Below are 26,175 nucleotides of genomic sequence, written 5' to 3'. Positions count from 1 at the left end.
TCCCGTGGCCCACGGCCATGCAGGACATCGCCGCGACCTGACCGCCCCGCCGGCGCAGCCGCCCCCATCGCCCGCACAATGGCCCGGCGCGCGTGAGCTGGCGCGTCATGGCTGGTAACACCTGACGCGCAATTCCTTCCTACAGTGTGGCCTTTTCCTGCCTCCGCATCCTTGCCGACATGTCTGCCCTCCACATCACCACCGCGCTCCTCGGCCTCGGCCTCGCGGTGTTGATCCTGCGGTGGATCCGGCGCGATCAGCTCTACCTGGGCCATGGCCTGTTCTGGATCGCCGTGGCCGTGGCGGCGATGGTGCTGGGGCTGTGGCCCCGCCTCATCGATCGGCTGGCGACGTGGACCGGGGTGTTCTACCCGCCGGCCTTCCTGCTGCTGCTGGCCGTGCTCGTGCTGCTGGTGAAGGCCCTGCACAGCGATTTGGTGAACACCCGCATGCGCCGCAATCTACGCCGCCTGAACCAGAGCCTTGCCCTGCAAGAGCAACGTTTGCAACACCTTGAAGACGCCCGAGCGGCGTCGACGACCCCGCCTGAAACCCCATGAAACACCCCATTCAGCCGGTCATCCTCTGTGGCGGCACGGGCTCTCGCCTGTGGCCCTTGTCGCGCGAAACCTTCCCCAAGCAGTTCCATCGCCTGGGTCAGGCTGCGCACACCATGCTGCAGGAAACCGCCTTGCGGCTGAACGGTCTGGACGCCGACCTGCCCATCCACCCACGACCCATCGCCGTGGCCAATGTGGCGCACCGCTTCATCGTGGCGCAGCAGTTGCAGGAGGTGTGCACGCAGCCGCCGCGCGTGGTGCTCGAGCCGGTCGGCCGCAACACGGCGCCGGCGCTCACGCTGGCGGCCCTGCAGGCCGAACCCGGCGACGTGCTGCTGGTCATGCCCGCGGACCACGTCATCCAGCACCTGCCGGCCCTGCACGCGGCCATCGCCATCGCCTGGGCAGACGCCTGCCAGGGCGCGATGGTGACCTTCGGCATCCGCGCCGACCGGCCTGAAACCGGCTATGGCTACATCGAGATGGGCACCGCGACAGCCAGCGGCAGCCATGAGCTGGTCAGCTTTGCCGAAAAACCGGACGCCACGACCGCCCAGGCCTACCTGGACGGCGGCCGCCACGTCTGGAACAGCGGCATGTTCATGGTGCGTGCCGAGGCCTGGCTGCGCGCCCTGAGGCACTGCCGCCCCGACATGCTGCAGGCCTGCAGCGACGCCCTGGCGCAGGGCCAGGCCGACACCGATTTCATCCGCCCCGACACCGACACGTTCGAGGCCTGCCCCGCCGATTCCATCGACTACGCCGTGATGGAGCACCTGGGCAACAACCCGGCCTGGGGCATCCCGCCGCGCGTGGTGCCGCTGGACGCGGGCTGGTCCGACCTGGGCGCCTGGAGCGCGGTGGGCGAGCTCTACGACACCGACGAGGCCGGCAACGCCCTGGTGGGCATCACCCGCCAGGTCGGCTCCCGCAACTGCCTGCTGTACTCCAGCGGCCGCCTCGTCGCCGCCGTGGGCCTGCAGGATGTGGTGGTGGTCGAAACCGACGACGCCGTGCTGGTCAGCCACAAGGACGCTTCGCAGCAGGTCAAGCAGCTGGTGGAGGAGCTGAAGGCTTCCGACCTCGCGCTGACCGAGGCACCGCGCAAGGTCCACCGCCCCTGGGGCTGGTACGACTGCCTCGACCAAGGCGAGCGCTTCCTGGTCAAGCGCATCGTGGTCAAGCCCGGCGCCACGCTGAGCCTGCAGATGCACCACCACCGTGCCGAACACTGGGTGGTCGTGCGGGGCACGGCCGAGGTCACCCGGGGCGAAGAGACCTTCCTGCTGGGCGAGAACGAGTCCACCTTCATCCCCGTCGGCCAGGTCCACCGGCTGGCGAACCCGGGCAAGCTGCCGCTGGAGATCATCGAGGTGCAGTCGGGCAGCTACCTGCACGAAGACGACATCGTGCGCTTCGAAGACACCTACGGCCGCACGTCCGCGCAAGTCCTCTGAGCAACCAGTATCCATCAATGCCCGTTTATTTTTAAACGAGCATTGATGGATACATCATTCTGTTTTCATGCCTGGTGTTTCCATGATCCGCGCCCTGTGGGCATACCGCGGCTTTGTCTGGAGCAGTGTCCTGCGCGAGTTCCACGGCAAGTACCGCGAGTCGCTGCTGGGCGCCTGCTGGTCGGTGGCCAACCCGCTGACCCTGATCGTGATCTACACGGTGGTGTTCGGCCAGCTCATGCGCCACACCCTGCCGGGCCACGAGCAGACGCCTTTCGCCTTCAGCATTTACCTGTGTGCCGGGGTGACGAGCTGGAACCTGTTCGCCGACATGCTGAGCCGCCTCAACGGGGTCTTCATCCAGCATGGCAACCTGATCAAGAAGGCCAGCTTTCCGCGCGTGTGCCTGCCCGCCATCGCCACGCTGTCGGCCCTGATCAACTTCGGCATCGTCCTCGGGCTGTTCCTCGCCTTCCTGGCCCTCATCGGACATTGGCCGGGCTGGCCCTTGCTTGCCGTGCTGCCGCTGCTCGCCTTGCAGCTGCTGTTCACGCTGGGCCTGGGCGTGTTCCTGGGCACGCTGAACGTGTTCTTTCGCGATGTGGGTCAGCTGACCACCGTGGCGCTGCAGTTCTGGTTCTGGCTCACGCCCATCGTCTACACGATGCAGGCCCTGCCCGAGCGCGTGCGCAGCCTGCTGGCCTTCAACCCCATGCAGCCCCTGGTGTCGGCGTACCAGCAGATCTTCCTCGACCAGAGCTGGCCGGCCGTGGGGCCGCTGCTGCCGCTGGCCGCGCTGACGCTGGTCGTGCTGGTGCTGGGCGGCAGCTTCTTCCTGGCCCGGGTGGGCGAGCTGGTGGACGAGCTGTGAGGGCGACGCCGTGAGCACACTGACCGTCTCCCACCTCGGCAAGGCCTACAAGCGCTACCCCAGCAAATGGGCGCGCATCCGGGAATGGCTGACCCGCCGCCCCACGCACACCCAGACCTGGGTGCTGCGGGACATCCACTTCACCGTGCAGCCCGGCGAGGCCGTGGGCATCGTGGGGGTCAATGGCGCGGGCAAGAGCACCCTGCTCAAGCTCATCACGGGCACCACCCAGCCCACGCAGGGCGCAGTGACCCGAAGCGGGCGCATCGCGGCCCTGCTGGAGCTGGGCATGGGCTTCCACCCCGACTTCACCGGGCGCCAGAATGCCTACATGGCCGGGCAGCTGCTGGGCCTGGCCCAGGGCGAGATCGCCGCCTGCATGCCGGCCATCGAGGCCTTTGCCGAGATTGGCGACTACATCGACCGGCCGGTGCGCACCTACTCCAGCGGCATGCAGGTGCGCCTGGCCTTCAGCGTGGCCACGGCCGTGCGGCCCGATGTGCTGATCGTCGACGAGGCGCTGTCGGTCGGCGACGCCTACTTCCAGCACAAGAGCTTCAACCGCATCCGCGCCTTTCGCGAGCAGGGCACCACGCTGCTCATCGTCTCGCACGACCGCGGCGCCATCCAGAGCCTGTGTGACCGCGCCATCCTGCTCGAACGCGGCTTCGTCATCCGGGACGGCCCGCCCGAAGAGGTGATGGACTTCTACAACGCGCTGATCGCCGAACGCGAAAACGCCACGGTCACCGTCAACCGCTTGGCCGATGGGCGCGCGCAGACACACTCGGGCACGGGCGAGGCGCGGCTGGAGGCCATCACCTTGCTGGACGAAGCCGGCGCGCCCGTGGATTGCGTGAACGTGGGCCAGCCGGTGCGCCTGAAGGTGGACATCCGCCTGCACGCCGACCTGCCCGAGCTGGTCTTTGGCTACATGATCAAAGACCGGCTGGGCCAGCCCGTGTTCGGCACCAACACCCACCACCTGGGGCAGCCCATCGAACGGCTGCGTGCCGGTGAGCGCGTCACGCTGGAGTTGTCCTTCCCGGCCAACATCGGCCTGGGCTCGTACTCGGTGTCCACCGCGCTGCATGTGTCCGACAACCACGTGGCCGGCAATTTCGAGTGGCGCGACCTTGCCTTGATGTTCAACGTGATCAACATCGACCAGGCCGCCTTCGTGGGCGTGAGCTGGATTCCCCCCACCGTGGTGTGCCGGCGATGAGCAACCCCGGCTTCTACCGCGCCTTCGAGGACCGCTATCGGGGCTCGCGCGAGCTCATCGGCCAGCGCCTGCTGGCCTACCTGCCCTTCATCCAGCCCCTGCAGGCGCTCCACACCCCGGCCACGGCGCTGGATCTGGGTTGTGGCCGCGGCGAGTGGCTGGAGCTGCTGCGCCGCGAGGGCTGGCAGGCCCAGGGCGTGGACCTGGATGCCGACATGCTGGCCGATTGCACGGCGCGTGGGCTGAACGTGGCCCACGCAGATGCCCTGAGCTGTCTGCGGGCGCAAGCCGATGCATCGCTGAGCGTGGTGTCTGCCTTTCACGTGGCCGAGCACCTGCCGTTCGAGGCGCTGCAGGCGCTGGTGGCCCAGGCGCTGCGGGTGCTCAGACCCGGCGGGCTGTTGATCCTGGAGACGCCCAACCCGGAGAACTTGGTGGTGGGCACCAGCGGCTTTTACCTGGATCCGACGCACCTGCGGCCGCTGCCGCCTCGGCTGCTTGCCTTCCTGCCCGAACACCAGGGCTTTGCACGCGTGTGCACCCTGCGCCTGAATGAACCGCCAGCGCTGCACGCGCGCACGGCCATCGGTTTGATCGACGTACTGCACGGCGTGAGCCCGGACTACGCCATCGTGGCGCAGAAAACCGATGCCCCCGAGACGATGGCGGCGCTCGACACCGCCTTTGCCACGCCGGTGGGCCTGGGCCTGGGCGAGCTCGCGCAGCGCCACGACACCGCCTGGGCTGACCGCATGACCGCCTTGAACCACCGCGTAGACCGCGCCGAAGCCACCACCCGCGAGGTGCTCGCTGCCCTGAACCAGATGTCCGAGGCCCGGACGGCCCTCGGCCACAAGCAGGCCGAGTTGGCGCAATTGCAGGCCCGTCACCAGGCCACCTTGCAAGAGGTGGCCACGCTGCGCGCCCAGGTCGACGCCCTCAGCCCCTGGCCGGCCCGCTGTGCCGCCCTGACCGCGGAGCGGGACGCCATGCGACGCAGCTGGTCCTGGCGCATCACGGCGCCCTTGCGGGCCTTGAGCCGTCCCTTCCTCGAACCGTCTCCAGAGGCCACGCAGGCGTCGCGCAGCCCCTGGACCAGGCGCCTGCTGACCGCGGCCATGCATCAGGTTCTGCGTTACCCCCGACTCAGCTTTCACCTCAACCAGCGGCTGTTGACCCACTGCCCCGGGCTGCAGCAGCGTCTGGTCCAGCTGGCCAGTGCGTCGATGCCCGGCCTGCAGACGCAGGCTTCGCCTGGCCCGTCCGACGGGCTGTCGGTCTTCGTCGCCAGCCTGCTGAACACCCCCACGCCGGACGCACCCGTGCCCCTGGGGTTGCGCCAGCACGGCCGCTTTCACGGGCGCTGCCCGGAGCGCAGCGTCAGCCGCCTCGCCGGCCTGTCGCTGGACCACGCGCTGCTGCGCGCCCTGCAGGATGGGCAGGTCAGCCAACGCCGGCCCTACGACGCCAAGCGCGACGCCCCGCATGGCCGAGCCCTGATCCAGCACCTTTACCTGGCCTTGCTCCGGCGTTACCCCTCGGCCACGGACGAACGCCTGCGGCTGGATCGGCTGGCCCGAGGCGACACGGTGCCCACCCTGGTGACCCACATCCGCCAGTCCGAAGAACACCAGGCAATTCACCGGTGGCCATGATTTACCTCAACGCAACCAACAGCTTTCAAACCCGCGCGAAAACCGGCATTCAGCGGGTCGTGCGCGAACTCGGCCGGCGATTGCAGGGCCACGACGACTGCGCCCTCGTCGTCCTGCATGACGGGGCGTTCCACGCGCTGGATGCACACGAACTGCCTGCCTTCCTGGCCGGCCAGGCCTTCCAGCCGGCGCGCCGACTCGGCCTCGAGGCCTTGGGCGCCGGCGACCTGTTCGTCGACCTGGACGCCTCCTGGGGCGATGCCTGCTACCTGGAGCCCCTGTGGCGGCAGCTGAAGCGCCAGGGCTGCACGCTGGTCAAGATGCACTACGACGCCGTGCCCCTGCTGTTCCCGCAGTACTCGCACGACAACACGGTCTACCGCTACGCGGAGAACTTTGCCCTCGCCCTGCGCTACGCCGACCACTGGATCTGCAACTCCCGGGCGGTCGAGCAGGACCTGCACCGCATCGCCGAACGCCTGGACCTGGGCGGCGTCATCAGCCACGTCTGCCCGCTGGGGGCGGACATCCCCATGGCCGGCGATGCGCAAGCGCCCGCCCCCTTCAGCGGCGGCCCGCCACCGCGGTTCATCCTCACCGTGGGCACCATCGAGCCACGCAAGAACCACGACCTGGTCCTGGACACCTTCGACACCCTCCTGCGGGACGCCGCGTTGGCCGACGTGCACCTGGTGGTGGTCGGCAAATCGGGCTGGAACAACCAGCACACCATCGACCGCATCCGCCAGCACCCCGAACTGGACCGGCGCCTGCACTGGCTGTCCGCGGCCAGCGATGCCGAGCTGGCCTGGCTGTACCAGCGCGCCAGCGTGTGCCTGTGCCTGTCTCACTACGAGGGGTTCGGCCTGCCGGTCATCGAAGCGCTCGCGCGCGGCGTGCCCGTGATCTGCACCGAGGACAGCGCCATGGAAGAAGTGGCCCAGGGGGCCGCCATCGCGGTGCCGCTGCAGCAAGGCGCCGTGGTCGACGCGCTGACCCGCTTCTTCCGCGAGGGCACGCCGCGCGTGCCCGCCACCTACCAGCCGCCCACCTGGGACGACGCGGCAGCCCGGTTGCTGGACATCTTCGCCACCCTCCGCGCCCCACGCGGCCTGCACACCCCACCCCATCAGGCGGTCTACCTCTCCATCCGGCCCGAGGCCCTGCTGCGCTCGCTGCGGTCGGTGCAGGCCCACATGCCATTCATCGACGAGGCCGTGGTCCTGACCTCCGACGCCTGCGCCCCGCGCCTGCGTCAGCTGACGCAGGCGATGGCCCTCAAGACCACGGTCTTGACCGAAGGCGAGCTGGGCCTGCAGCAGCTGCCCGACGACCACCAGGCCCGCAACACCCTGCTGCGGCGCCGGCTCTACAGCCAGGCGCTCATCGACGACAACTTCATCGCTTTCGACGACGACTACCGCGTCATCCAACCCGTCGACGTGTCGGTCTTCCTGTCGAACCAGCGGCACAAGGCCTACTGGTTCCAGCGCGACGGCACGGCCTGGCTCGGGGCCTTCCCCCACCCCACCAGCTTCGACATCGGCCTTTGGAAAACGGTCGACTTTCTGCAGGGCTGCGGCTTCGACACCCGGCTCTACAACGCCCATCAGCCGCAGCTCATCAACAAGCACCTCGCGTTGCAGGTGTTCCAGCGCACCCAGGGCCTGGGGTGTGACGAGTGGAGCTGCTACTTCAACATGGCCAAGCACCTGCACCCCGGCTCATTCCAGGATGAGCCCTATGTCGCTGGGGGCTGGCCGGCCAACTTCGAGTCCTGGCTGCCCAGCCAGGCGCCCGAGCCGGTGCTGTTCTTCAACGACCTGACCGACGACCAGCCGGCCGATGAGACCGTGCAGGCGTGGCGCACCGGCCTGGCCGCCGCCTTCGCACGCCGCGACGCCATTCAGCCCGGGCCACCCAGCCTGGTCGTCGCCGACGGCAGCGCCCGTTTCACCGAGCCCATGGTCAGCTGCCTGCCCGGGCAATCGCTGTTCATCCCGCTGCTGTCCGACTGCGACATCGAGGGCCTGCAGGTTCGCTTCCTGACCCACCTCGCCCGTTTCGCCGATCCCGTGCCCACCTTCCTGCACGTGGCCGTGCCCAGCGACCGGCCCGGCCGGTCCTTCACGGTCCAGGCCCGCGCGGCCTGCGCCGGCCACGAGCTTGCGGCCTCGTTCGAGGTCCACGTCCGCGAGCACGCCTAGCCGCTGCGCCAGGCGACGCTTTTTCCCATCCCATCGCGCCCATCAGGATCCCCGACCCCCCCATGACGAAAGCAATCATCACCGGCATCACCGGCCAGGACGGCGCCTACTTGGCCGACCTCCTGCTGAGCAAGGGCTACACCGTGTACGGCACCTACCGCCGCACCAGCTCGGTCAACTTCTGGCGCATCGAGGAGCTGGGCATTCAGAACCACCCCAACCTGCACCTGGAGGAGTACGACCTGACCGACCTCTCGGCCAACCTGCGCCTGCTGCAGACCACCGAAGCCACCGAGGTCTACAACCTGGCGGCCCAGAGTTTCGTGGGCGTGTCGTTTGAACAACCCGTCACCACCGCCAAGATCACCGGGCTGGGGGCCGTGAACCTGCTTGAAGCCATCCGCATCGTGAACCCCCGGGTCCGCTACTACCAAGCCAGCACCTCCGAGATGTTCGGCAAGGTGCAGGCGGTGCCGCAGCGCGAAGACACGCCGTTCTACCCGCGCAGCCCGTATGGCATCGCCAAGCTTTACGCCCACTGGATGACGGTGAACTACCGCGAGAGTTACGGCATCTTTGGCGCCAGCGGCATCCTGTTCAACCACGAAAGCCCGTTGCGCGGCCGCGAGTTCGTCACGCGCAAGATCACGGACGCCGTGGCCAAGATCAAGCTCGGCCAGCTCGACGTGGTGGAGCTGGGCAACCTGGACGCCAAGCGCGACTGGGGCTATGCCAAGGAGTACGTGGACGGCATGTGGCGCATGCTGCAGGTCGACACGCCCGACACCTTCGTGCTGGCCACCAACCGCACCGAAACCGTGCGCGATTTCGTGCGCATGGCGTTCAAGGGTGCCGGCATCACCGTCGACTTCCAGGGCAGCGGCGAGCACGAGACCGCCGTGGACACCGCGACGGGCCAACAGGTGATGCGCGTGAACCCCAAGTTCTACCGGCCCGCCGAAGTCGACCTGCTGATCGGCGACGCCAGCAAGGCGCAGGCCGTGTTGGGCTGGACGCCCCACACCACGCTGGAGCCGCTGTGCCAGATGATGGTCGAGGCCGACCTGCGCCGCAACACGGCGGGGTTCTCGTTCTGATGGCGGCCCCGACCCAGGCCGCGCAGGCGAGCCCCCGGGTGCTGCTCACCGGGGCCAACGGGTTCACGGGGCGACATCTGACGGCATTGCTGAACACCTTGGGGTGGGAAGTATGGGCCATTGACCGTTCAACCTTGAACGTCAACAGCCTCATACCACCCGATCGTCGTTTGCAAGCCGACCTGCTGGATGACGCCGCGCTGCATGCCGCGGTGCAGCGCGCGCAGCCGCAAGCCGTGGTGCACCTGGCCGCCATCGCCTTCGTGGGCCATGGCTCGGCCGATGACCTGTACCGCGTCAACGTGATGGGCACGCGCCACCTGCTGCACGCCCTGGCGCAGCTGCCGGTGCCGCCGCGCTGTGTGCTGCTCGCCAGCAGCGCCAACGTCTACGGCAACGGCCAGGCCGGGGCGCTGCCCGAAACCGCCCCCCTGCACCCGGCCAACGACTACGCCGTGAGCAAGCTGGCCATGGAACACCTGGCACGCCTGTGGTTGCCCCACTTGCCCATCGTGCTGGTGCGGCCCTTCAACTACACCGGGCGGGGCCAGTCGCCGCAGTTCCTGATCGCCAAGGTTGTGGACCACGTGCGGCGCCGGGCGCCGGTCATCGAGCTGGGCAACCTGGACGTGGCGCGCGATTTTTCCGATGTCCGCGACGTGGCCCAGGCCTACGCGCGCCTGCTGGACCACGCCTGCGCCGGCCAGGCCATCGGGCAGGTGTTCAACGTGGGGGCCGGCCGCACGCACGCGCTGCGGGAGGTGCTGGAACGGGTGCAGGCCATCAGCGGCCACACCATGGCGGTGCAGGTGAACCCGGCCTTTGTACGCGCCAACGAGGTGCGCACCCTGCGCGCCGACACCACGGCGCTGGAAGCGGCCATCGGCGAATGGCGCCGTCACAGCCTGGACGACACCTTGCGCTGGATGCTGGCGGACTGAGGCGCGGCCCATGGCGCTGAACCTCCTCCACGGCGCGTTCGATGCCCCACCCCGCGCCAACGCACGTGAGGCCAGGTGCACCGCGCCTGCTGGGCCACGTTCCCCCGCGGGGCGAGCTTCGATCCGCCAGCGTGCGCCTGGCCCTCATGCCCCAAGGCGCGCCTGCGTGCCGGTCATGCCGGGCGCGCACCGCCGCCGGCCATGAGCCCAACGCTGCGTCACTGGCTGAACGACGCCGGCCTGGCCCTGGCGTTGACCGTGCTGGCCTGGGCCCTGCGGCGCGCCGGCTACCCCCGGTGTCCTGGTGACGAGGCCGCCTGGGTGCAGATCGTGCAATCCCTGGACCGGGGCGAGCCCTGGCCGGTGTCCGGTCCGGGCTACCTGGCTGCGGTCGACGCCATGGGCGAGCTCTTCGGCCAGGCGGCGGCCGAGGCGATACCCGCCTGGGGCACGGGCAGCGTGTTCGTGCTGGCGCTGACGCTGCTGCGCATCTATCGCCAGATGCAGCCGCTGCCACCGTGGCTGGCCCTGGCCGCCTTGGCCTTGTCCAGCCATTTCTGGGCCCCGCTGCTCGAATCCCGGCCCCAGCAATGGGGTCAGGTGCTGGTGCTGCTCGGCAGCTGGCTGTGCTGGCGCTGGCTGAACGGACGCGCGGGCGGCGGCGCCTTCTTCGCGGTGCTGGCGGTCACGGCCCTGACCCATCTCCTGAGCCACGCGGTTCTGCTCTGGGTGTGCGCCGCACTGGTGCTGGTCCGGGGCGGACAGGAACAGGCGCGCCGCCAACGCCGGCTCGCCGGGCTGGCCCTGTTGCTCAGCGTCGCGGTGTACCTGCTGCCGCAGGGCCCGTATGCGGCCATGCTGCACGACGTGTGGGCCCACCACCTGCCGAGGCTCACGCCGCAGCGGTTGCTCGGGGGCGCAGGTTTGGCGATGGCCAGTACCATCCCATTGGCGATTGTTTTTCATCGACAACGACGCCATACCTCATATCACGATCACCACCTTTGGCAGACCTTGGCCACGAAGCCCAGGCCTTGCGCGCTCGCCCTCGTCGGCCTGACGGGCGCTGCCTTGAGCGGCCAGGCGCTGTTGCTGCCACCGGAGGCCTGGCAACCGTATGGCGGCTCTCCGGCACGGTTTGCGGGGTTGCAGGCGGGCAACCTGGCGCTGGCGCTGTGCTTCCTCGTCGGCCTGGTGGTGTGCCTGCAGGCCCAGCGTCGACCTGGCGCCTTGCCTGCCGACGCTCCGGCCGGGCTGCGCGGCCAGCGGTCCACGCGGGCCGGACACCTGCCGCCGTTGGCCGCACGCTTCCTCGCCATCTGCCTGCCGGCGCTGGCGGCTCTGGCCGGCGTGCTGCTGCTGGCCTCGCTGTGGCTGCTGCACACCAACTGGCTGCTGCGGTTGTTGAACTACGGCCTGCTGTTCGGTGCCCCGCTCATGGCCGTGGGGCTGTCGCAAGCCGCGCAGCGCTGGCCGCGCGGGTTCGCCTGGCCGCTGGGCGCGCTGGTGGGCGTCAGCCTGCTGGCCACGCTCAGGCCGTCACCGATCCTGGCCTGCTAGCGGCCCGACGCCACGCGCGCTGCGGTCGACGCGGGCCGGCGGGGACCTCTGCAAACCTCCCTAGAATCGACCCGGCCTCGGTGGCGAGGCGTGCCACCGTGCGAGGTGGCGCTGCATGCCGCCTCAGCGGGGCCCCGACCCTCCTTTCCGACAGGCGATGCGAACCATGCAGCACCCTTCACGCCCGCGCCTGTGGCCCCAGCCGCGCTGGCGGCAACCGTCAGCCGCCGGGCATCTGGCACCCATGAGCCGCCGGGTGTTCCCCACTTGCGTGGCGTGCCCATGACCCGCCCCGGCTTCTACCGCGCCTTCGAGGACCGCTACCGGGGCTCGCGCGAGCTCATCGGCCAGCGCCTGCTGGCCTACCTGCCCTTCATCCAGCCCCTGCAGGCGCTCCACACCCCGGCCACGGCGCTGGATCTGGGCTGTGGCCGCGGCGAGTGGCTGGAGCTGCTGCGCCGCGAGGGCTGGCAGGCCCAGGGCGTGGACCTGGATGCCGACATGCTGGCCGATTGCACGGCGCGTGGGCTGAACGTGGCCCACGCAGATGCCCTGAGCTGTCTGCGGGCGCAAGCCGATGCATCGCTGAGCGTGGTGTCTGCCTTTCACGTGGCCGAGCACCTGCCGTTCGAGGCGCTGCAGGCGCTGGTGGCCCAGGCGCTGCGGGTGCTCAGACCCGGCGGGCTGTTGATCCTGGAGACGCCCAACCCGGAGAACTTGGTGGTGGGCACCAGCGGCTTTTACCTGGATCCGACGCACCTGCGGCCGCTGCCGCCTCGGCTGCTTGCCTTCCTGCCCGAACACCAGGGCTTTGCACGCGTGTGCACCCTGCGCCTGAATGAACCGCCAGCGCTGCACGCGCGCACGGCCATCGGCCTGATCGACGTGCTGCACGGCGTGAGCCCCGACTACGCCATCGTGGCGCAGAAAGCCGATGCCCCCGAGACGATGGCGGCGCTCGACACCGCCTTTGCCACGCCGGTGGGCCTGGGCCTGAGCGAGCTCGCGCAGCGCCACGACCACCGCCTGGCCGAGCTGGAGCACCAGGTGAACCGCCTCCTGGCCCAGCAGCACCAGGAGATCCAGGCCTTGCGCGCCAGCTGGTCCTGGCGCATCACGGCGCCGCTGCGGTCGGCCCAGACCTGGATGCAAGGGGTCAGCCCCGAGCGGCTGCTGCAGCTGCCCCTGCGCTTCGTGCTACGCCGCCCCCGCCTGACGCGCGCGCTCAGCCAGGTGCTGGGCCGCCTGCCACGCCTGCGCTCCTGGCTGGGCATGCGCTGGCGCGCCGCGCCGGCCCCGGCCACGGGCGATGCCTTCGACCGCTTTGTGCAGCACAAGCTGCGCATCACGCCCCGGCCGCAATCCCCGCGGGTGGGCCTGGAGCAGGCGCGCCGCCTCATGGACGAACGGGTGACTGGCCAGCTCCTGCACAGCGCGCAGATGCCGGTTCATCAGGGCCTCTGGCTGGCCCTGAAGCAGCATGCCCAGGTGTCGCTCACCACGGACCTCACCGACAGCGACCGCACGCACGCCGAGCTGCTGGTCCGCCACGTCTACCTGGCGCTGCTGAAGCGCTACCCCCACCGGGACGACGAAGCCTTCAAGGCGCGCCAGCTGATCCACGGCATGACCCTGGAGGCGCTGATCGCGGACCTCACCGCTTCCGCCGAATTCAGGTCCCGGAACATCCGGCCCGACCTATGATTTACGTCAACGTCACCAACAGCTTCCACACCCGGCGCTGGACCGGCATCCAGCGCGTGGTGCGCGAGGTCTCGCGTCACCTGTGCGCGCTGCGCGACGACGTCCGGCTTCTGGTGTTCAAGCCCACGGGCATGCACGTGCTGAGCGGCCCGGACAGCCTCAGGCGTTACCTCAACGCCCAGGAGGGCGCCGACCTTCGCCGGCTGCCGCTGGAGGCCGTGGCGCCGGGCGACGTGCTGCTCGACATGGACGCCACCTGGGGCGATGGCATCGACCACCGCGATGTCCTGGCCCGGCTCAAGCGCCAAGGCATGCGCCACGTGAAGCTGCACCACGACGCCGTGCCGCTCCTCCACCCCCAGTACTGCGACCGCAACACCGTCTGCACCTTCGTCGACGACTTCCAGGCCAGCCTGTGGCATGCCGATCACTGGATCTGCACCACCCGCACGGTGGAGCGTGACCTGCAGGCCCTGTTCGGCCGCTTGGGGCATGGCCTGCCGCTGAGCAGCGTGGTGCCGCTGGGCGCCAACCCCACGGTGGCACCCGACGCGGCCGCGACGAGCCAGCGCGTGGCCGCGCTGCAGGGGCGCAAGGTCATCCTCGTCGTGGGCACCATCGAGCCGCGCAAAAACCATGCACTGGTGCTGGACGCGTTCGACGCCCACCGCCGCCAGCATGCGGCCGACGACGCCTGCCTGGTCATCGTGGGCAAGTCGGGCTGGAACAACGACGCAATCCGGGCACGCATCACCACGCACCCGCGTTGGGACCAGGATGTGTTCTGGTTCGACGACGTCGCCGACCCCGAGCTGAACCAGCTGTACGGCCTGGCCTGGGTCTGCCTGTGCCTGTCCCATTACGAAGGCTTCGGCCTGCCCGCGGTCGAGGCCCTGATGCACCAGGTGCCGGTCCTCTGCACCGCCGGCAGCGCGCTGGAAGAGGTCGCCCAAGGCCAGGCGGTGGCCGTCGAGCTGCACGTCGACGCGGTCGTCCAGGCCCTGGCGCCGCTGCTGCAGGGCGAGGCGCCGCAGCGCGTGCACGGCTACACGGCCACCACCTGGCGCGAGACTGCCCTGGGCATCGCGGCGGTGATCGAGCAGCTGTCCTTCCCCGAGGCCGACTTCCACACCGTGCCAACCCAGGCGGTCTACCTCTCGATCCGGCCCGACAAGATCCGCCGTTCACTCGACTCGGTGCAGCGCCGCATGCCCTTCGTCGACGAGGCCATCGTGCTCACCGCAGACCCCACGCTGGCCGCCATGGCCGACGCCCTGCGAGGCCTGACGCTGCGCGTCACCCTGCTGAGCGAGTCGCAGCTGGGCCTGCACACCCTGCCCGACGACCACGTTGCGCGCAACATGCTGCTGCGCCAGACGCTGTATGCCGTGGACAGCCTGCGCGCCAACTTCCTGGCCTTCGACGACGACTACGTGGTGGCCGACGACGTCGACCCCACCGTGTTCCTCGAAGACGGCCGGCACAAGGCCTACCACTTCGTTCGTCAAGGGGCCGAGTGGCAGGGCGCCTTCCCCGCACCAACCAGCTTCGACCGCGGCGTCTGGCGCACCGTGGCCTACCTCGATCAATCGGGCTACGACACCCGGCTCTACAGCGCGCACCAACCCCAGATCGTCAACAAGCGCATCGCCAACGCGGTCTACCGCAAGACCGCCGGCCTGGGCCTGGACGAGTGGAGCAGCTACTTCAACATCGCCAGCCACCTGAAACCCGATGGCTTCGTGAGCCTGCCGTACGTCACGGCCGGCTGGCCCGGCGACGTCAAGGCCTGGACCGGCCCCATCACGCCGACGCGCTGCCTGTTCTTCAACGACCCGCCGACGACCGATGGCCGCGAAAACCTGAGCAGCCACGTCCAGCACTGGCTGGCCGAGCTGCAGCAGGCCAAACGCCTGGAGCAACAGGCAGTATCGGCCAGTCCCGTTTTTCACATCAACGAGGGCCGCGCATACTTCAGCAATGCCAAGATCCGCTGCCAGCCCTCGGCGCGGGTGCGCATCCCCATCCAGGCCCATCAGCCCTTCCAGGCGCTGGCGCTGTCGTACTTCTGGCACCACTGGACGTTCACGCCCGACGAGGCGCCGGCGTTCCTGTCCGTGCTGCTGCCGCCCGCCGTCGCGCCCGCGTCCCTCGAGGTGCCCGTGAACGTGACGGTGCACCTCGATGGCCACACGGTGGTGACCGCCACGCTCACGATCGAGGTCGTGACAGCCCCCGAGGAGCAGCCATGCGCCCCGCCTTGACCGCGCTGGTTCGCCTGGTCGACGGTCTCGCCCAGCTGGCCCACCGGCTCATGGGCCGGCGTCTGCCCCTGTCCCTGCTGTCGTTCGGGGTCGTGGGGTCGCTCGGTGTGGGGGTGCACATGGCCGTGCTCCAGCTGTCGCTGGCCACGTGGTCCGCGCGCTTTCTGCCTGCCAACACGGCCGCCATGCTGGTCGCCACCGCCTTCAACTACCTGTTGAACAACGCCGCCACCTTTCGCCAGCAGGCGCTGCGCGGCCCGCGCTGGTGGCTCGGCTTCGGGCTCTACCTGCTGATCACGTCGCTGGGCCTGGCCGCCAACCTGGGGGTGGCCCAGGCCGTACACCAGCACACCCACAGGCCGGCGGCGTCCGCGCTGGCCGGCATCGTGGTCGGTGCGCTGTGGAACTACCTGATGTCGCGCACCCTGGTCTGGCGCCTGCTGCACCGCGGCGGCGACGCGCCCGCCCCCTCGGAACCGCCCCGCCCATGAAAACCCTGGTCTTTTCCGCCACCTACAACGAAGCCGGCAACGTGCAGGGCCTGCTGCGCGGCATCGTGGCCGCCGTCCCGGAGGCCGACATCCTCATCGTGGACGACAACAGCCAGGATGGCACGGCGCAGGCCTTGCGCGCCCTGCAGCTGCCCCAGCTGACCCTCATCGAGCGGCCGGGCAAGATGGGCCTGGGCACAGCCCACCTGCTGGCGTTCTGCCATGCCCTGCACCACGGCTACGACACCCTGGTCACCCTGGACGCCGACGGCTCGCACGAGCCCGCCAGCATCCCGGCCCTGATCGGCCAGATCCGGGCCGGCCACGACTTCGTCATCGGCTCCCGCTTCTGCCCTGGCGGCAGCCTGAGCTACACCGGCTACCGACGCTTCCTCAGCCGCAACGCCAACCTGCTGGCGCGGCGCCTGCTGCGCATTCCGCTGACCGAGTTCACCACCTCGTTCCGAGCTTACCGGGTCAGCCGCATGCGGGCCTTCTCGCTCGGCGAGCTCTACCTCGATGGCTACTCCTACGCCATGGCCACCGTGGTGGCCTGCGCCCAGCACCGGTTCCGCATGACCGAGGTGCCCATCCGCTTCCTGGACCGCGGCTATGGCAGCTCCAAAATCCCCTCGTTCGAAATCTTCCGCGGCGTGCACAACCTCTTGCGGCTCGCGCTCATCCGCGCCGTGCGCCCGCTCCCGCAGGCCGAAGACCAGCCCCTGAACGCCTGCCCGCACTGCCACACGGCCTATTCGTGGATTGCGTTCAACGCTCGCGCGCGCCAGCCACGGGGCGCCTGCGTGGCGTGCGGGGCCAGCGCATGAGGGACGGGCTGAGGCAAGCCTGGGCCAACCACCGGCACCTGGTCGCACTGGCCGTGCTGCTCTTCGTGGGCAACCAGGCCCTGGAATGGGCCATCCTCCAGGGCCTGGGCGCCAGCCATGCCCAGCTGTGCCGGCACGATTGCGGCTGGTACACCAGCGTCATGGACCACGGCTACCAGCGGACGCCCAGCGGCCACGCGCGCCGGGACGCCGCCAATTGGGCGTTCTTTCCGGCCTTTCCCTGGGTCGCCAAGGGCGTGGGCCTGGCGCTGAACCTGCCGGCCGCCACCGCCGCCGTGGTCACCAGCAAGGCCTTTCTGCTGCTGGCGGTGTTCGCCTTCATGAAACTGGGCGCCCTCTACCTGCCCCGGCTGCCAGCCCTGGCCCTGGGCGCCGTCGTCGCCTTCAGCCCCTACGCCCTCTACGGCAACGTGGGCTACACGGAATCCATGTTCCTGTTCGTCTCCTGCGTGTTCTTCATCCTGCTGAAGCAGGAGCGGCACCTGGCGGCCGGCCTGGTGGGCGGCGTGCTGAGCGCGGTGCGCGTGGTGGGGCTGTTCGCGTTCGTCTCGTACCTGGTGACGATGGTCCGCGACGTCCGCCAGCGGCGTCCCGTGGCCTGGGACGCACGGCTGTTCGGGGCGCTGCTCATCCCGCTCGGGTTGGCCTGCTTCATGCTGCACCTGCACAGCGTCATGGGCGATGCCCTGGCGTTCTCGCACGTGCAGGTTGCCTGGGGGCGCTCGGTCGGCAACCCGCTGCGCGTGCTGTTCCTGGGCGCCCTGGGCGGCGGCTTCAGCCAGTACCTGGTCGTCACTGTGCTGCTGGCGCTGGGTGCGGTGGGGTTCTGCTGGCGCCGGAACATGCCGGAGCTGGCCGCGTTCACGTTGTTCGGCATTGGGCTGCCCCTGTTTGCGGGGCTGCTGTCCATGCCGCGCTTCGTGTTCTGGCAGGCGCCCGTGCTGCTGTTGCTGGCCCACCTGGTGTCGACAGGCCGCGTCTGGCTGGTGGCCCTGCCCCTGTGCACCCTGGGCCAGGTCGTGATGTACATGGGCTGGTTCTCGGGCAAGACATGGACGTTCTGATCTACCGCGCCGGCATCGTGGCGCTGATCGCGCTGTACGCCACCGTGTTGCTGCGGGTCATGCAGCCCGAGGTGTCGCCCGCCTACCGCGACTACTACATCACCCGAGATTCGACGCTGAGCCCGCACGAGGCGCAGGCCCTGGGGTCACTGCCACCGGTGCGGCCCGGCGACCACCTGACGCACCAGGCCACGGTGCTGGCCTTTGCCCGGGGCTGGTCGCATGCCGAGGCCACGCACCGCTGGACCAACCGCCGGCAGGCCGAGATCGTGTTCCGAATTCAGGACCCGCAGGCGTTCCAGGGCCACATCCGCCTGCGCGTCCACACCCTGGGCAAGCAGCGGGTGCAGATCAGCCTGAACGGCCACCCCGTCTATGCTGGGCGCCTTCAGGGCCGCGACCGCCTCATCGACCTGCAGGTGGAACCCGGCCGCTTCAAGGCGGGCCACAATGCGCTCACCTTCCAGTTGCCCGATGCGCGTTTCCCGCTGAACGGCGACACCCGGTTGCTGGCCCTGGCGATCCAATCCCTTGACTTCGAATAGCCCCCGCTCGTCGACCACCCTTTTCTGCGCCGTGCTGTTGCTGGCGCTGAGCCTGCGGCTGGTGGCGGCGTCGCTGCCGGGCTTTCACCACCCCGACGAGGTCTGGCAATACCTGGAGCCGGCCCACCACCTGGCCTTTGGGCGCTGGGTGTCGGCCTGGGAGTTCCGCGACGGCATCCGGACCTGGCTCATCCCGCTGGCGCTGGCCGGCCCCATGAAGCTGGGGCAAGTCATCGCCCCCGACACCGGCCTGTACCTGGCGCTGCCCAAGCTGCTGCTGGTGCTGCTGTCGCTGTCCGTCGTGGCCTGCGCCACCACCATCGGCCTGCGCACCTCGCCGCTGCACGGGCTGCTGGCCGGCGGGGTGACGGCGGTGTGGGCCGAGCTGGTGTATTTCGCGCCGCGCGCGCTGTCCGAGCCCGTGGGCATGGCGCTGTTCTTCATCGCCGCCTGGCTGCTGAGCCGTCCCGTCGCCTCGGCCACACCGCGCCTGTGGCTGCTCGCGGGCGCCGTGCTGGGCCTGGCGTTCTGCGCCCGCTTCCAGTACGCCCCCGCCCTGCTGGTGCTGGCCGCCTGGCACGGTCGCCGGCATGCGCGCGCCTGGGGCTGGCTGGTGCTGGGCGGCCTCGCGGGCCTGGCCATCGACGGGGCGATCGACGCCGCCGTGGGCGATCACCCGCCCTGGCGCTGGATCCTGGCCAATTTCCGCATCAACCTGCTCGACAACAAAAGCGCGCAATGGGGCGTGGCGCCCGCGCACTGGTACCTCACCGAGCTGCCCGCCACGTGGCGCTGGGCCACAGTGCTCATCGTGCCCCCGGCGCTGCTGGGCGCGCGGCGCCAGCCGGTGCTGCTGCTGGCGGCGCTGGTCAACCTGGCGGCGCACGCCCTCATCCCCCACAAGGAGTACCGCTTCGTGCTGCTGTCAGTGGCGCTGCTGGTGGTGCTGGCGGCGCTGGGCACGGCCGATCTGGTGCGCGGCGCCCCCGGCAGCCGGCTGTCGCCGCGCGCCAGGGTGGTGGCCGCGGGGCTGGTGTGGGTGCTGGCGTCGGCCCAGGTGGCCTTCCTGGGCCCGCTGAAGCCGCAATGGCAGGCCGGGCATGCACTGGTGTCTGCCCTGCAAGCCGCGGGCGCCGTGTCGCACGCCTGCGGCGTGGCCTTGTACCGCCACCGCGCCGTGCCGGTGTTCGCCTACGCCTTCTACCACCGCGATACACCCCTGTATACCTTCTCTGTCGCTGATGACATCAACGCTGCAAGGCAATACAGCTCGGCCTTCAACATCCTGATCGCGCCGCGCGATGCGCCGACCTTGAACGACGCCTTCACGCTGAAGGCCTGCACCAGCGACTCGTACTGCGTCTACCAGCGTGCAGGCCCATGCAGCAGCAAGGTGCCGCCGCGCCACGTCAACACCCCGGTGGGCGGCCCCTGAAGCCGGCGACCGCGTTCAGCTGAGCTGCCGGTACACCGCCACGGTCTCGTCCGCGCAACGGTCCCACGACAGGGCGGCGGCCCTCGCCAGGCCTTGCGTGCGCGCCTGGACCAGCCAGGCCTCATCCTCGAGGCAGCGCGCCAGCCCGTGGGCCAAGTCCTCCACGTCCAGCGGGTCCACCAGGTGCGCCGCGCCCCCAGCCACCTCTGGCATGCACGAGGCGTTGGACGTGAGCACCGGCGTGCCGCACGCCATGGCCTCGACGATGGGCAGCCCAAAGCCTTCGTACAGCGAGGGGTAGGCCAGCAAACGCGCCCCGGCATACACGGCGGGCAGCCAGCGCTGGTCGATGAACGACAGGTAGCGCAGCCAGCCTTCCGCCTGGGCCTGCGCCATGCGCGCATGGATGGCCTCGGAATGCCAGCCCGGGCCACCGACCAGCACCAGGGGCCAGGTCAACCGCAGGTCGCGCGACAAGCGGGCGTAGGCCTCAATCAGGCGGGCGATGTTCTTGCGCGGCTCCACCGTGCCGACGAACAGGCTGTACCGACCGGCCCGCAAGCCCAGCGCCTGCATCGCCGGCGCCAGCATCGCTGGGGTGTGGGGGCGGAACACCGCGTCGGCGGCCAGGTGGATGGCGGTGACGCGCTCCGGCGGCATCAGCGCACGGGCCAGCAGCTCTTGCCGCACTGCCTCGGACACCGTGATCACATGCGCCGTGCGGGCCAGGCTGGGGCCCAGCGTCAGGTTGAGGTAGTCGACCCGGGCCCGCGGGTGGAACTGCGGACAGAGGATGTGCGAGAGGTCGTGCACCGTGCTCACCGCCGCGCCCGGAAAGGGCGGCACGATGTAGTTGGGCGCGTGGTAGATCGACCGTCCCTGGTCCCGCAGACGCCAGCCCAGCAGCCGGGGGCTGCACGCCGCATACAGCCGTACCGCCAGCGGGCTGGTGGCGAGCCGTGTGCGCAGCGATGCCGGCGGTGCCCGGCCGCGGTCGGCCGGGGCGGCCACCGCTTCACCGTCGGGCGCGTCCAGGCCCGCCAGGGGATCGGCCACCCAGCGCCCCATCGAGAAGTAGCGCAGCCGCGCCACCTCGTCGCGCTGCACCAGGCGCCTGGCCAGCTCGAACGTGTAGCGGCCGATGCCAGTGAGGGGCGCGCGCAGGGCGTCGGCCCCCAGGATCAGGTCAAGCGTGGGGTTCATGGTCGGTCCAGGGTCACCGGGGTGTGCTCGGCCGTGCGCGGGCGCCAAGGCGGTGTGTCGATGCGTGAGAGCCCCAGCACGGTGCCCGCCATCAAGTCGCGCGCCCCGCGCCACCACGACCGCCACCCCGTGTCCGGGCTCAAGCGCAGACCAGGCACCTCGACCTCCACCATGGACAGGCGCGAGCGCTGCAACAGCAGCAGCGACCCCAGGTCTTCGTGCGCCAGCATCGTGGCTTCGCGCGAGGCCAGCACCGCAACGGCTTCGCGGCCGTAGAGGCGCACCGGCGACGACAGGTCACGCACGTTCAGGCCCGTGAGGCCACGGAACCACGACCACGCCAGGCGGCGCGGCAGGCGCCGCCCGCGCGACGCGATCACCACGTCATGCTGCGGCTGTCGCCGCAACAGGTCGATGTCCGCCGGCGCGACCTGCCCCGCGCTCAGGGTCAGCACCTGGGCATAGCGCCGCACACGGGCCCAGCGCAGGCCGAGTTGAAGGCTGCCCCACGCCTCCTGCGGCAAGGGGGTGCGCAGGACCTCGGCGCCTGCAGCCTGCACCAGCCGCACCGTGGCGGCGCCCAGGCCCTCGTCGATCACCAGCACATCGAACCCGATGGCACGCAAGCCGCGCACCTGCGCGTCCAGGCCCTCGGCCGCACTCGGACCTGCCCGCATCACCGCCAACAACGGTCGCTCTGCCTCCAGCCACTCGGGCCACAGCCGCTCGTAGACCGCCATCACGGACCGGGCGTTGGTCTGCATCGAAAAGTCGCCATGCGCAGCCTGGTGAGCCTGGCTGACCCAGCGCCGCCAGCGCGCCGCCGCGTCGGAGGCCTCGTCGCACACGTGCGCACGCCACGCCGCCGCCATGGCGAACACGGCATCGCGCCAGGCAGCCACCTCGCCAACGGGCGCGGTCATGCCGGCCTGCGCGGTGTCCAGCAGCCACGGCAGGCCCGAGCCGGACAGCTGGCTGACCAGGCACGGTTTGCCGAACTGCATGGCCTCGAGCACGACCAGGCCGAACGCTTCGGATTTTTCGGTCGAAGCCAGCGCGAACAAGTCGCAGGCGGCCAGCTCACGCCATTTCTGCGCATCGTCCACGGCTCCGAGAAGCTGGATGCGCTCGCGGGCATCGGCCTGCGGCAGGGCCTGAATCTGCTGCGCCAGCACCGCGCGCAGCTCGCCGTCCCCCACGATGCGCAGCACCACACCTGGGCATTGCGCCACGGCATCGATGAGCACGCCAAAGCCCTTGTAGTGCGCCAGGCGCCCGATGGACAGCACCCGAAACGGCCGGTCGCAGGCCGGCACCCCGGCAACCGGCTCTGCCGTGCCCGGCAGTCGCCGCAGCCCCAGCGGAATGGCCACCGCCTTGCCGCGCCAGGGCCACAAGGTCTGGCTGTGGCGCAGGTAGGCCGGCGAGGTGGCGATGACGGCCTGCGCCCCGCGCAGCATGCGCCGCTCAAAGGGTTCGTAAAAGCGGTAAGCCAGGTTCAGCAGCAGGCGCTTGGGGTTGACCATCACGTCCGAATGCCAGTGCACCACCCAGGGCACCGCCATGGCGTGATGCAGGAACAGCGCCCAGAACACGGCCAGGTTGGGCATGTGCAGGTGCAGCACATCGGGCTGGAACTGCCGCAGCGCGCGACGCAGGGCCAGCACCATGCCCAGGGCGATCGGCGCGTACACCACCTCGGCCTGCACCGGCACACGGATCAGCCAGGGCGGGTCATCCGGGCGGGGGGTGCCGTGCACCAGCGCCGCGACCTCCAGCCCCATGGCCTGCTGCTGCGCCATCAGGTCGGCCAAATAGGACTCGATACCGCCCCGGTCGGGCGGAAAGAACTTGCCGACGTGCAACACCCGGCCCCGTGCCTGGGGCGTGCCGTGTGGCTTCACCGCGCACCCGATCCCGTCTGCAGATGCCGAGCCAGCGCCGCCACGTTGCGGTTGTTCGGGTCCAGGGCCTGTGCGCGCGCCACCGCGCTGCGGGCCGCCTGCAGGTTACCCAGCGCCATGTGGGCCAGGGCCTGGCCATAGTGCCCCAGCGCGCTGTCGCGCCTGGCCAGGCTGGCGTCGAACACCGCCATGGCGGCCTGGGCCTGTTGACGCGCCAGCAGCACCATGCCGCGGCCCACCTCGGCAGCCACATGGCCGGGATCCAGGGCCAGCGCGGCCGCGAAGGCTTGATCGGCGACCTCGGGCTGGCGCGCCGCCAGGGCCGTTTCACCCAGGTCCTGCAGCAGGCGCAGCTTGAGCTGCGGGTCCTCTTGCGCCGCCGCTGCCGCCTGCAGGTTCTGCACGGCCGCCGGCAACTCGCCGATGGCCCGCTGCGACAGGCCCAGGTGGTAGGCGAGCATGGGGTGCTTCATGCCCTGCTGGCGCGAGCGCTCCAGCGCCGCCACGGCCGGCGCATGCCGGCCCAGCACCTGCAGCGCCATGCCCTGGCTCATGGCCGCAGCGCCCAGCGGTTCCCCCAGGGCCACCGCCTGCTCGAAGTCCTTCAGCGCCTCTTCGGTACGCCCCCGTTCCAGCAGCTCGGCGCCGTGGTTCAGAAAGGGCCGCCAGCGCCCCACGGCGTTGACCGGCGCCTGCAGATTCACCTTGGCTGCGGCATCGCCCCAAGCCAGCTCTGGCGACCGCAGCGACTGCACGCGCTCGAACGCCAGGGCTGCCGACACCAGCCCCACGACCACCGCCACCGAGAGCAACCCCGCCCGCCCCAGCCCCAAGCCCAGCAATGCCAGGGCCACCAGCCCGGGCAGGAAGGCCGCCCACAGGTAGCTGCGGTAGAGCACAAACGGGTCTTGCAGCCAGGTGGTGACGAATTCGGTGCCGAACAGCAGCTGCGCACTCAACACACAGACCGCCGCCAGCGACCAGCCGTCGCGCCGGCGCAGCAGCACCCACACACTGCCCGCGAACAACGCCACAAAGGCCAACGCGCCCATCAAGTGCGGCAGGCTTGCGAAACCCAGCGGAAACGCCGGCCGCAGGTCGATGGCCAGCCAGCCCGGGTTGGGCACCAGCCACAAGCCGCCATAGACGAAGAACAGCGCCGCCTGGTTGAACACGCTCAGGCCATAGGCCTGCTGCGCAAAGCCAGGGCGCAGGGCCTCCAGGTCACGCACATAGGCGGCCGAGGTCTCATCAAAAGCCGCCGCCCCCACAATGTGGCCCAGCGTGCCCCACATCAGCCACCCGCACAGGCCCAGCACCGCCAGCCCACCCAGGCCGGCCAGCGCCAGGGTCCGGGCCGGCGGGCGACGCACGTGCACCAGCAGCACCACCCACACCAGGGGCAGCAGCAAGGCGTGCTCCTTGCTCAACACGGCCAGCACGCCGGCCACCGCCGCTGCCGCCAACCAGGCCCAGTGGCCCGTGAGCAGGCCCCGCACCCAGCACGCGCAGGCCAGCACCGCGCACAGCGTGGCCAGGACGATGGAGCGCTGGATCAGGTAAGCCACGGCATAGACCGCCACCGGGTTGAGGGCAAACACCGCCACCCCGGCCAACACGGCCAAGCGGCGCCGCGCAGCCTCGTCCTCGGCAGACCGGCCCTCGGTCAGCGGCAGCTGATCCACCAGCGGCATGAACAAGGCATACAGGCTCAGGCACACCCCCACGTGCAGCAGCAGGTTCAGCCCCCGCTGCCAGACCAAGCGCCCTTCATCCAGCCCCAGCCATGCAAAACTGGCGTATGACAACCAACGCCGCCACGGACCATCGGTACCCAGCCCATACTGGGCAACGATGCCATCCCTCAGGCGGGCGTCGTCGAAGATCAACGCGTTGTGCAGGCCCGAGCCATAGACCACGCAGAGCACGGCCAGAACGGCCCCTGCCAGCAACAGGGGCACCCAGAGCGATGAGGACGGGCGCGTGGCGGTCGTGTGCATGGCGCGTCAGTTTGCCATCGGCCGCCAGCCTTTCGCGTCAGCGTGATTCACGGGGCCTGCACGCCAGGCTCAGGTTGAAGGCCAGCCGCTGCAAGGCCTGCCAGCCGTCGGCGGGCCAGTCGTCGTGCTTCAGGCCTTTGACAATGCCGTCACAAATGTGCGCGGCCTGCAACAAATTCGCCAGCCGTTTCGGGCTCAACTGCGGCAGCACGCGCTCAAACAGCCGCTCGCGCTGGCCCCAGATGCGGCTTTCGCGCAGCGCCATGGGCAAGGGGGTACCTGCATCCACGGCGCGCCGGACGCGGTGCAGCGCGCGGATGTCTTCGGCCAGCGCGAAATGCACCAGCACCTCGGGCTCGCCCTCGGCACGCAGGCCGTCGAGCATGCGCTGCGTGCGCCCGACCTGGCCCGCCAGCACCGCTTCCGACAGCTTGAACACGTCGTAGCGCGCCACGTTCAGCACGGCGGACTCGATCTGCCCGGCCGTCAGCTCGCCCGCGGGGTACAACAGCCCCAACTTCTGGATTTCCTGGTGCGCGGCCAGCAAGTTGCCTTCCACGCGGTCGGCGAAGAACTGCAGCGCATGCTGGCCGGCTTCGCCCGCCGCCACCTGCTGACCCTGGCTCGCCAGGCGCTTGGCCAGCCAGGCCGGCAAGGCCGAACGGTCGATGGGCTCGACCGCCAGGCTCACGCCCGCGCCGTCCAGCGCCGTGAACCAGGCCGAGCTTTTCGTGGGCTTGTCCAGGCGCGGCAGGCTGATCAGCCACAGGGTCTCGTCGCCGGCGTGCTGCAGCAACTCGGCCAGCTGCTGCAGGGCCGCGCTGCCGTCCTTGCCCGGCTTGCCGCTCGGGATGCGGATGTCGACGATCTGCTTGTCGGCAAACAGGCTCAAGGCTGAGCCCGCTGCCAGCACGGCGCCCCAGTCGAAGTGCGCACCCATGACGGTGTGCACGCTGCGCTCGGTGTAGCCGCGCTCGCGCGCCACGGTGCGGATCGCGTCCTGCGCCTCCTGCGCCAGCAACGGCTCGTCGCCGTGCACCACGTACAGGGGACGCAGGGGTTTGGCCAGGTGGGCCGAGAGCTGGTTCAGCGCGATCTGCATGCGGTCACGCCGTGCGCAGCGCGCTCATGGCCATGGCGATGC

Annotated in this window: 20 protein-coding genes; 16 read left to right on the top strand and 4 right to left on the bottom strand. The window is 70.0% G+C overall.

The features are described from left to right. Positions 1–146: 146 nt before the first annotated feature. The 16 genes from CCO03_RS02165 (at position 147) to CCO03_RS02090 (ending at position 19,924) form a co-directional block, all read left to right on the top strand. Complete coding sequence (locus tag CCO03_RS02165) at positions 147–560, top strand: DUF2304 domain-containing protein (protein ID WP_335583027.1); 414 nt, start codon at positions 147–149, stop codon at positions 558–560. Further along, on the top strand, positions 557–2,017 hold the full coding sequence (locus CCO03_RS02160; protein WP_087276657.1) for a mannose-1-phosphate guanylyltransferase/mannose-6-phosphate isomerase: 1,461 nt from the start codon (positions 557–559) through the stop codon (positions 2,015–2,017). Before CCO03_RS02165 ends, CCO03_RS02160 begins: the two co-directional genes overlap by 4 nt. A 67-nt stretch (positions 2,018–2,084) precedes the next feature. After that, positions 2,085–2,888 (top strand): ABC transporter permease, encoded by an 804-nt coding sequence (locus CCO03_RS02155; protein ID WP_087276654.1) that lies wholly within the window; start codon positions 2,085–2,087, stop codon positions 2,886–2,888. A gap of 10 nt (positions 2,889–2,898) precedes the next feature. After that, entirely contained in the window at positions 2,899–4,113 is a 1,215-nt protein-coding gene (locus CCO03_RS02150; RefSeq protein ID WP_087276650.1) for an ABC transporter ATP-binding protein, read from the top strand. After that, the gene (locus CCO03_RS02145; RefSeq protein ID WP_087276647.1) at positions 4,110–5,768 is read left to right on the top strand and encodes a class I SAM-dependent methyltransferase; all 1,659 of its coding nucleotides are present in this window, start codon (positions 4,110–4,112) and stop codon (positions 5,766–5,768) included. The genes CCO03_RS02150 and CCO03_RS02145 overlap by 4 nt, the downstream gene beginning before the upstream one ends. Beyond that, positions 5,765–7,975: a glycosyltransferase family 4 protein gene (locus tag CCO03_RS02140; RefSeq protein ID WP_157667448.1), complete on the top strand. Its 2,211-nt coding sequence runs from the start codon at positions 5,765–5,767 to the stop codon at positions 7,973–7,975. The genes CCO03_RS02145 and CCO03_RS02140 overlap by 4 nt, the downstream gene beginning before the upstream one ends. 62 nt (positions 7,976–8,037) lie before the next feature. Then, complete coding sequence (gene gmd / locus CCO03_RS02135) at positions 8,038–9,072, top strand: GDP-mannose 4,6-dehydratase (protein ID WP_087276641.1); 1,035 nt, start codon at positions 8,038–8,040, stop codon at positions 9,070–9,072. After that, positions 9,072–10,013 carry an NAD-dependent epimerase/dehydratase family protein gene (locus CCO03_RS02130; RefSeq protein WP_087276639.1) on the top strand — a complete coding sequence of 314 codons (942 nt, stop codon included), beginning with the start codon at positions 9,072–9,074 and terminating at the stop codon, positions 10,011–10,013. Before gmd ends, CCO03_RS02130 begins: the two co-directional genes overlap by 1 nt. Before the next feature lie 201 nt (positions 10,014–10,214). Next, positions 10,215–11,573 (top strand): hypothetical protein, encoded by a 1,359-nt coding sequence (locus CCO03_RS02125; protein ID WP_087276636.1) that lies wholly within the window; start codon positions 10,215–10,217, stop codon positions 11,571–11,573. Between the two features lie 282 nt (positions 11,574–11,855). After that, a complete protein-coding gene (locus CCO03_RS02120; RefSeq protein WP_087283981.1) occupies positions 11,856–13,277 on the top strand; it encodes a methyltransferase domain-containing protein in 1,422 nt (473 codons plus the stop codon). Next, positions 13,274–15,541 (top strand): glycosyltransferase family 4 protein, encoded by a 2,268-nt coding sequence (locus tag CCO03_RS02115; RefSeq protein WP_087276633.1) that lies wholly within the window; start codon positions 13,274–13,276, stop codon positions 15,539–15,541. Before CCO03_RS02120 ends, CCO03_RS02115 begins: the two co-directional genes overlap by 4 nt. Next, positions 15,526–16,032 carry a GtrA family protein gene (locus CCO03_RS02110; protein ID WP_087276630.1) on the top strand — a complete coding sequence of 169 codons (507 nt, stop codon included), beginning with the start codon at positions 15,526–15,528 and terminating at the stop codon, positions 16,030–16,032. The genes CCO03_RS02115 and CCO03_RS02110 overlap by 16 nt, the downstream gene beginning before the upstream one ends. Next, entirely contained in the window at positions 16,029–16,859 is an 831-nt protein-coding gene (locus CCO03_RS02105) for a polyprenol monophosphomannose synthase (protein ID WP_087276627.1), read from the top strand. Before CCO03_RS02110 ends, CCO03_RS02105 begins: the two co-directional genes overlap by 4 nt. Then, a complete protein-coding gene (locus tag CCO03_RS02100) occupies positions 16,856–17,944 on the top strand; it encodes a hypothetical protein (protein ID WP_157667447.1) in 1,089 nt (362 codons plus the stop codon). The genes CCO03_RS02105 and CCO03_RS02100 overlap by 4 nt, the downstream gene beginning before the upstream one ends. Continuing rightward, the gene (locus CCO03_RS02095; RefSeq protein WP_087276620.1) at positions 17,932–18,489 is read left to right on the top strand and encodes a hypothetical protein; all 558 of its coding nucleotides are present in this window, start codon (positions 17,932–17,934) and stop codon (positions 18,487–18,489) included. Before CCO03_RS02100 ends, CCO03_RS02095 begins: the two co-directional genes overlap by 13 nt. 31 nt (positions 18,490–18,520) lie before the next feature. Next, positions 18,521–19,924, top strand: a complete 1,404-nt coding sequence (locus CCO03_RS02090) for a glycosyltransferase family protein (RefSeq protein ID WP_157667446.1) — start codon at positions 18,521–18,523, stop codon at positions 19,922–19,924. 15 nt (positions 19,925–19,939) lie between these two features. Here CCO03_RS02090 and CCO03_RS19380 read toward each other — a convergent pair whose 3' ends face one another. The 4 genes from CCO03_RS19380 to holA are packed head-to-tail and all read right to left on the bottom strand — an operon-like array spanning position 19,940 to position 26,133. After that, positions 19,940–21,127, bottom strand: a complete 1,188-nt coding sequence (locus tag CCO03_RS19380; RefSeq protein WP_157667445.1) for a glycosyltransferase family 4 protein — start codon at positions 21,125–21,127, stop codon at positions 19,940–19,942. Next, positions 21,124–23,031: a glycosyltransferase gene (locus CCO03_RS02080; RefSeq protein WP_087276614.1), complete on the bottom strand. Its 1,908-nt coding sequence runs from the start codon at positions 23,029–23,031 to the stop codon at positions 21,124–21,126. The genes CCO03_RS19380 and CCO03_RS02080 overlap by 4 nt, the downstream gene beginning before the upstream one ends. Beyond that, positions 23,028–25,031, bottom strand: coding sequence for a tetratricopeptide repeat protein (locus CCO03_RS02075; protein ID WP_087276610.1), 2,004 nt, complete (start codon positions 25,029–25,031; stop codon positions 23,028–23,030). The genes CCO03_RS02080 and CCO03_RS02075 overlap by 4 nt, the downstream gene beginning before the upstream one ends. 37 nt (positions 25,032–25,068) lie before the next feature. Beyond that, the gene (holA, locus tag CCO03_RS02070; protein ID WP_087276608.1) at positions 25,069–26,133 is read right to left on the bottom strand and encodes a DNA polymerase III subunit delta; all 1,065 of its coding nucleotides are present in this window, start codon (positions 26,131–26,133) and stop codon (positions 25,069–25,071) included. Between the last annotated feature and the right edge of the window lie 42 nt (positions 26,134–26,175).

This window comes from Comamonas serinivorans (assembly GCF_002158865.1).
GTDB classification, from domain to species: domain Bacteria; phylum Pseudomonadota; class Gammaproteobacteria; order Burkholderiales; family Burkholderiaceae_C; genus Comamonas_E; species Comamonas_E serinivorans.
Note: the sequence above shows the minus strand (reverse complement) of the source record. Positions and strands in the feature narration are given on the sequence as shown.

What these genes read in the sequence shown, in the direction of transcription:
- CCO03_RS02155 (WP_087276654.1), top strand. Translation starts at nt 2,085, where the DNA reads ATGCCTGGTGTTTCCATGATCCGCGCCCTGTGGGCATACCGCGGCTTT.
- gmd (WP_087276641.1), top strand. Translation starts at nt 8,038, where the DNA reads ATGACGAAAGCAATCATCACCGGCATCACCGGCCAGGACGGCGCCTAC.
- CCO03_RS02095 (WP_087276620.1), top strand. Translation starts at nt 17,932, where the DNA reads ATGGACGTTCTGATCTACCGCGCCGGCATCGTGGCGCTGATCGCGCTG.
- CCO03_RS02125 (WP_087276636.1), top strand. Translation starts at nt 10,215, where the DNA reads ATGAGCCCAACGCTGCGTCACTGGCTGAACGACGCCGGCCTGGCCCTG.
- CCO03_RS02105 (WP_087276627.1), top strand. Translation starts at nt 16,029, where the DNA reads ATGAAAACCCTGGTCTTTTCCGCCACCTACAACGAAGCCGGCAACGTG.
- CCO03_RS02120 (WP_087283981.1), top strand. Translation starts at nt 11,856, where the DNA reads ATGACCCGCCCCGGCTTCTACCGCGCCTTCGAGGACCGCTACCGGGGC.
- CCO03_RS02075 (WP_087276610.1), bottom strand. Translation starts at nt 25,031, where the DNA reads ATGCACACGACCGCCACGCGCCCGTCCTCATCGCTCTGGGTGCCCCTG.
- CCO03_RS02160 (WP_087276657.1), top strand. Translation starts at nt 557, where the DNA reads ATGAAACACCCCATTCAGCCGGTCATCCTCTGTGGCGGCACGGGCTCT.
- CCO03_RS02145 (WP_087276647.1), top strand. Translation starts at nt 4,110, where the DNA reads ATGAGCAACCCCGGCTTCTACCGCGCCTTCGAGGACCGCTATCGGGGC.
- CCO03_RS19380 (WP_157667445.1), bottom strand. Translation starts at nt 21,127, where the DNA reads ATGAACCCCACGCTTGACCTGATCCTGGGGGCCGACGCCCTGCGCGCG.
- CCO03_RS02115 (WP_087276633.1), top strand. Translation starts at nt 13,274, where the DNA reads ATGATTTACGTCAACGTCACCAACAGCTTCCACACCCGGCGCTGGACC.
- CCO03_RS02130 (WP_087276639.1), top strand. Translation starts at nt 9,072, where the DNA reads ATGGCGGCCCCGACCCAGGCCGCGCAGGCGAGCCCCCGGGTGCTGCTC.
- CCO03_RS02100 (WP_157667447.1), top strand. Translation starts at nt 16,856, where the DNA reads ATGAGGGACGGGCTGAGGCAAGCCTGGGCCAACCACCGGCACCTGGTC.
- holA (WP_087276608.1), bottom strand. Translation starts at nt 26,133, where the DNA reads ATGCAGATCGCGCTGAACCAGCTCTCGGCCCACCTGGCCAAACCCCTG.
- CCO03_RS02140 (WP_157667448.1), top strand. Translation starts at nt 5,765, where the DNA reads ATGATTTACCTCAACGCAACCAACAGCTTTCAAACCCGCGCGAAAACC.
- CCO03_RS02110 (WP_087276630.1), top strand. Translation starts at nt 15,526, where the DNA reads ATGCGCCCCGCCTTGACCGCGCTGGTTCGCCTGGTCGACGGTCTCGCC.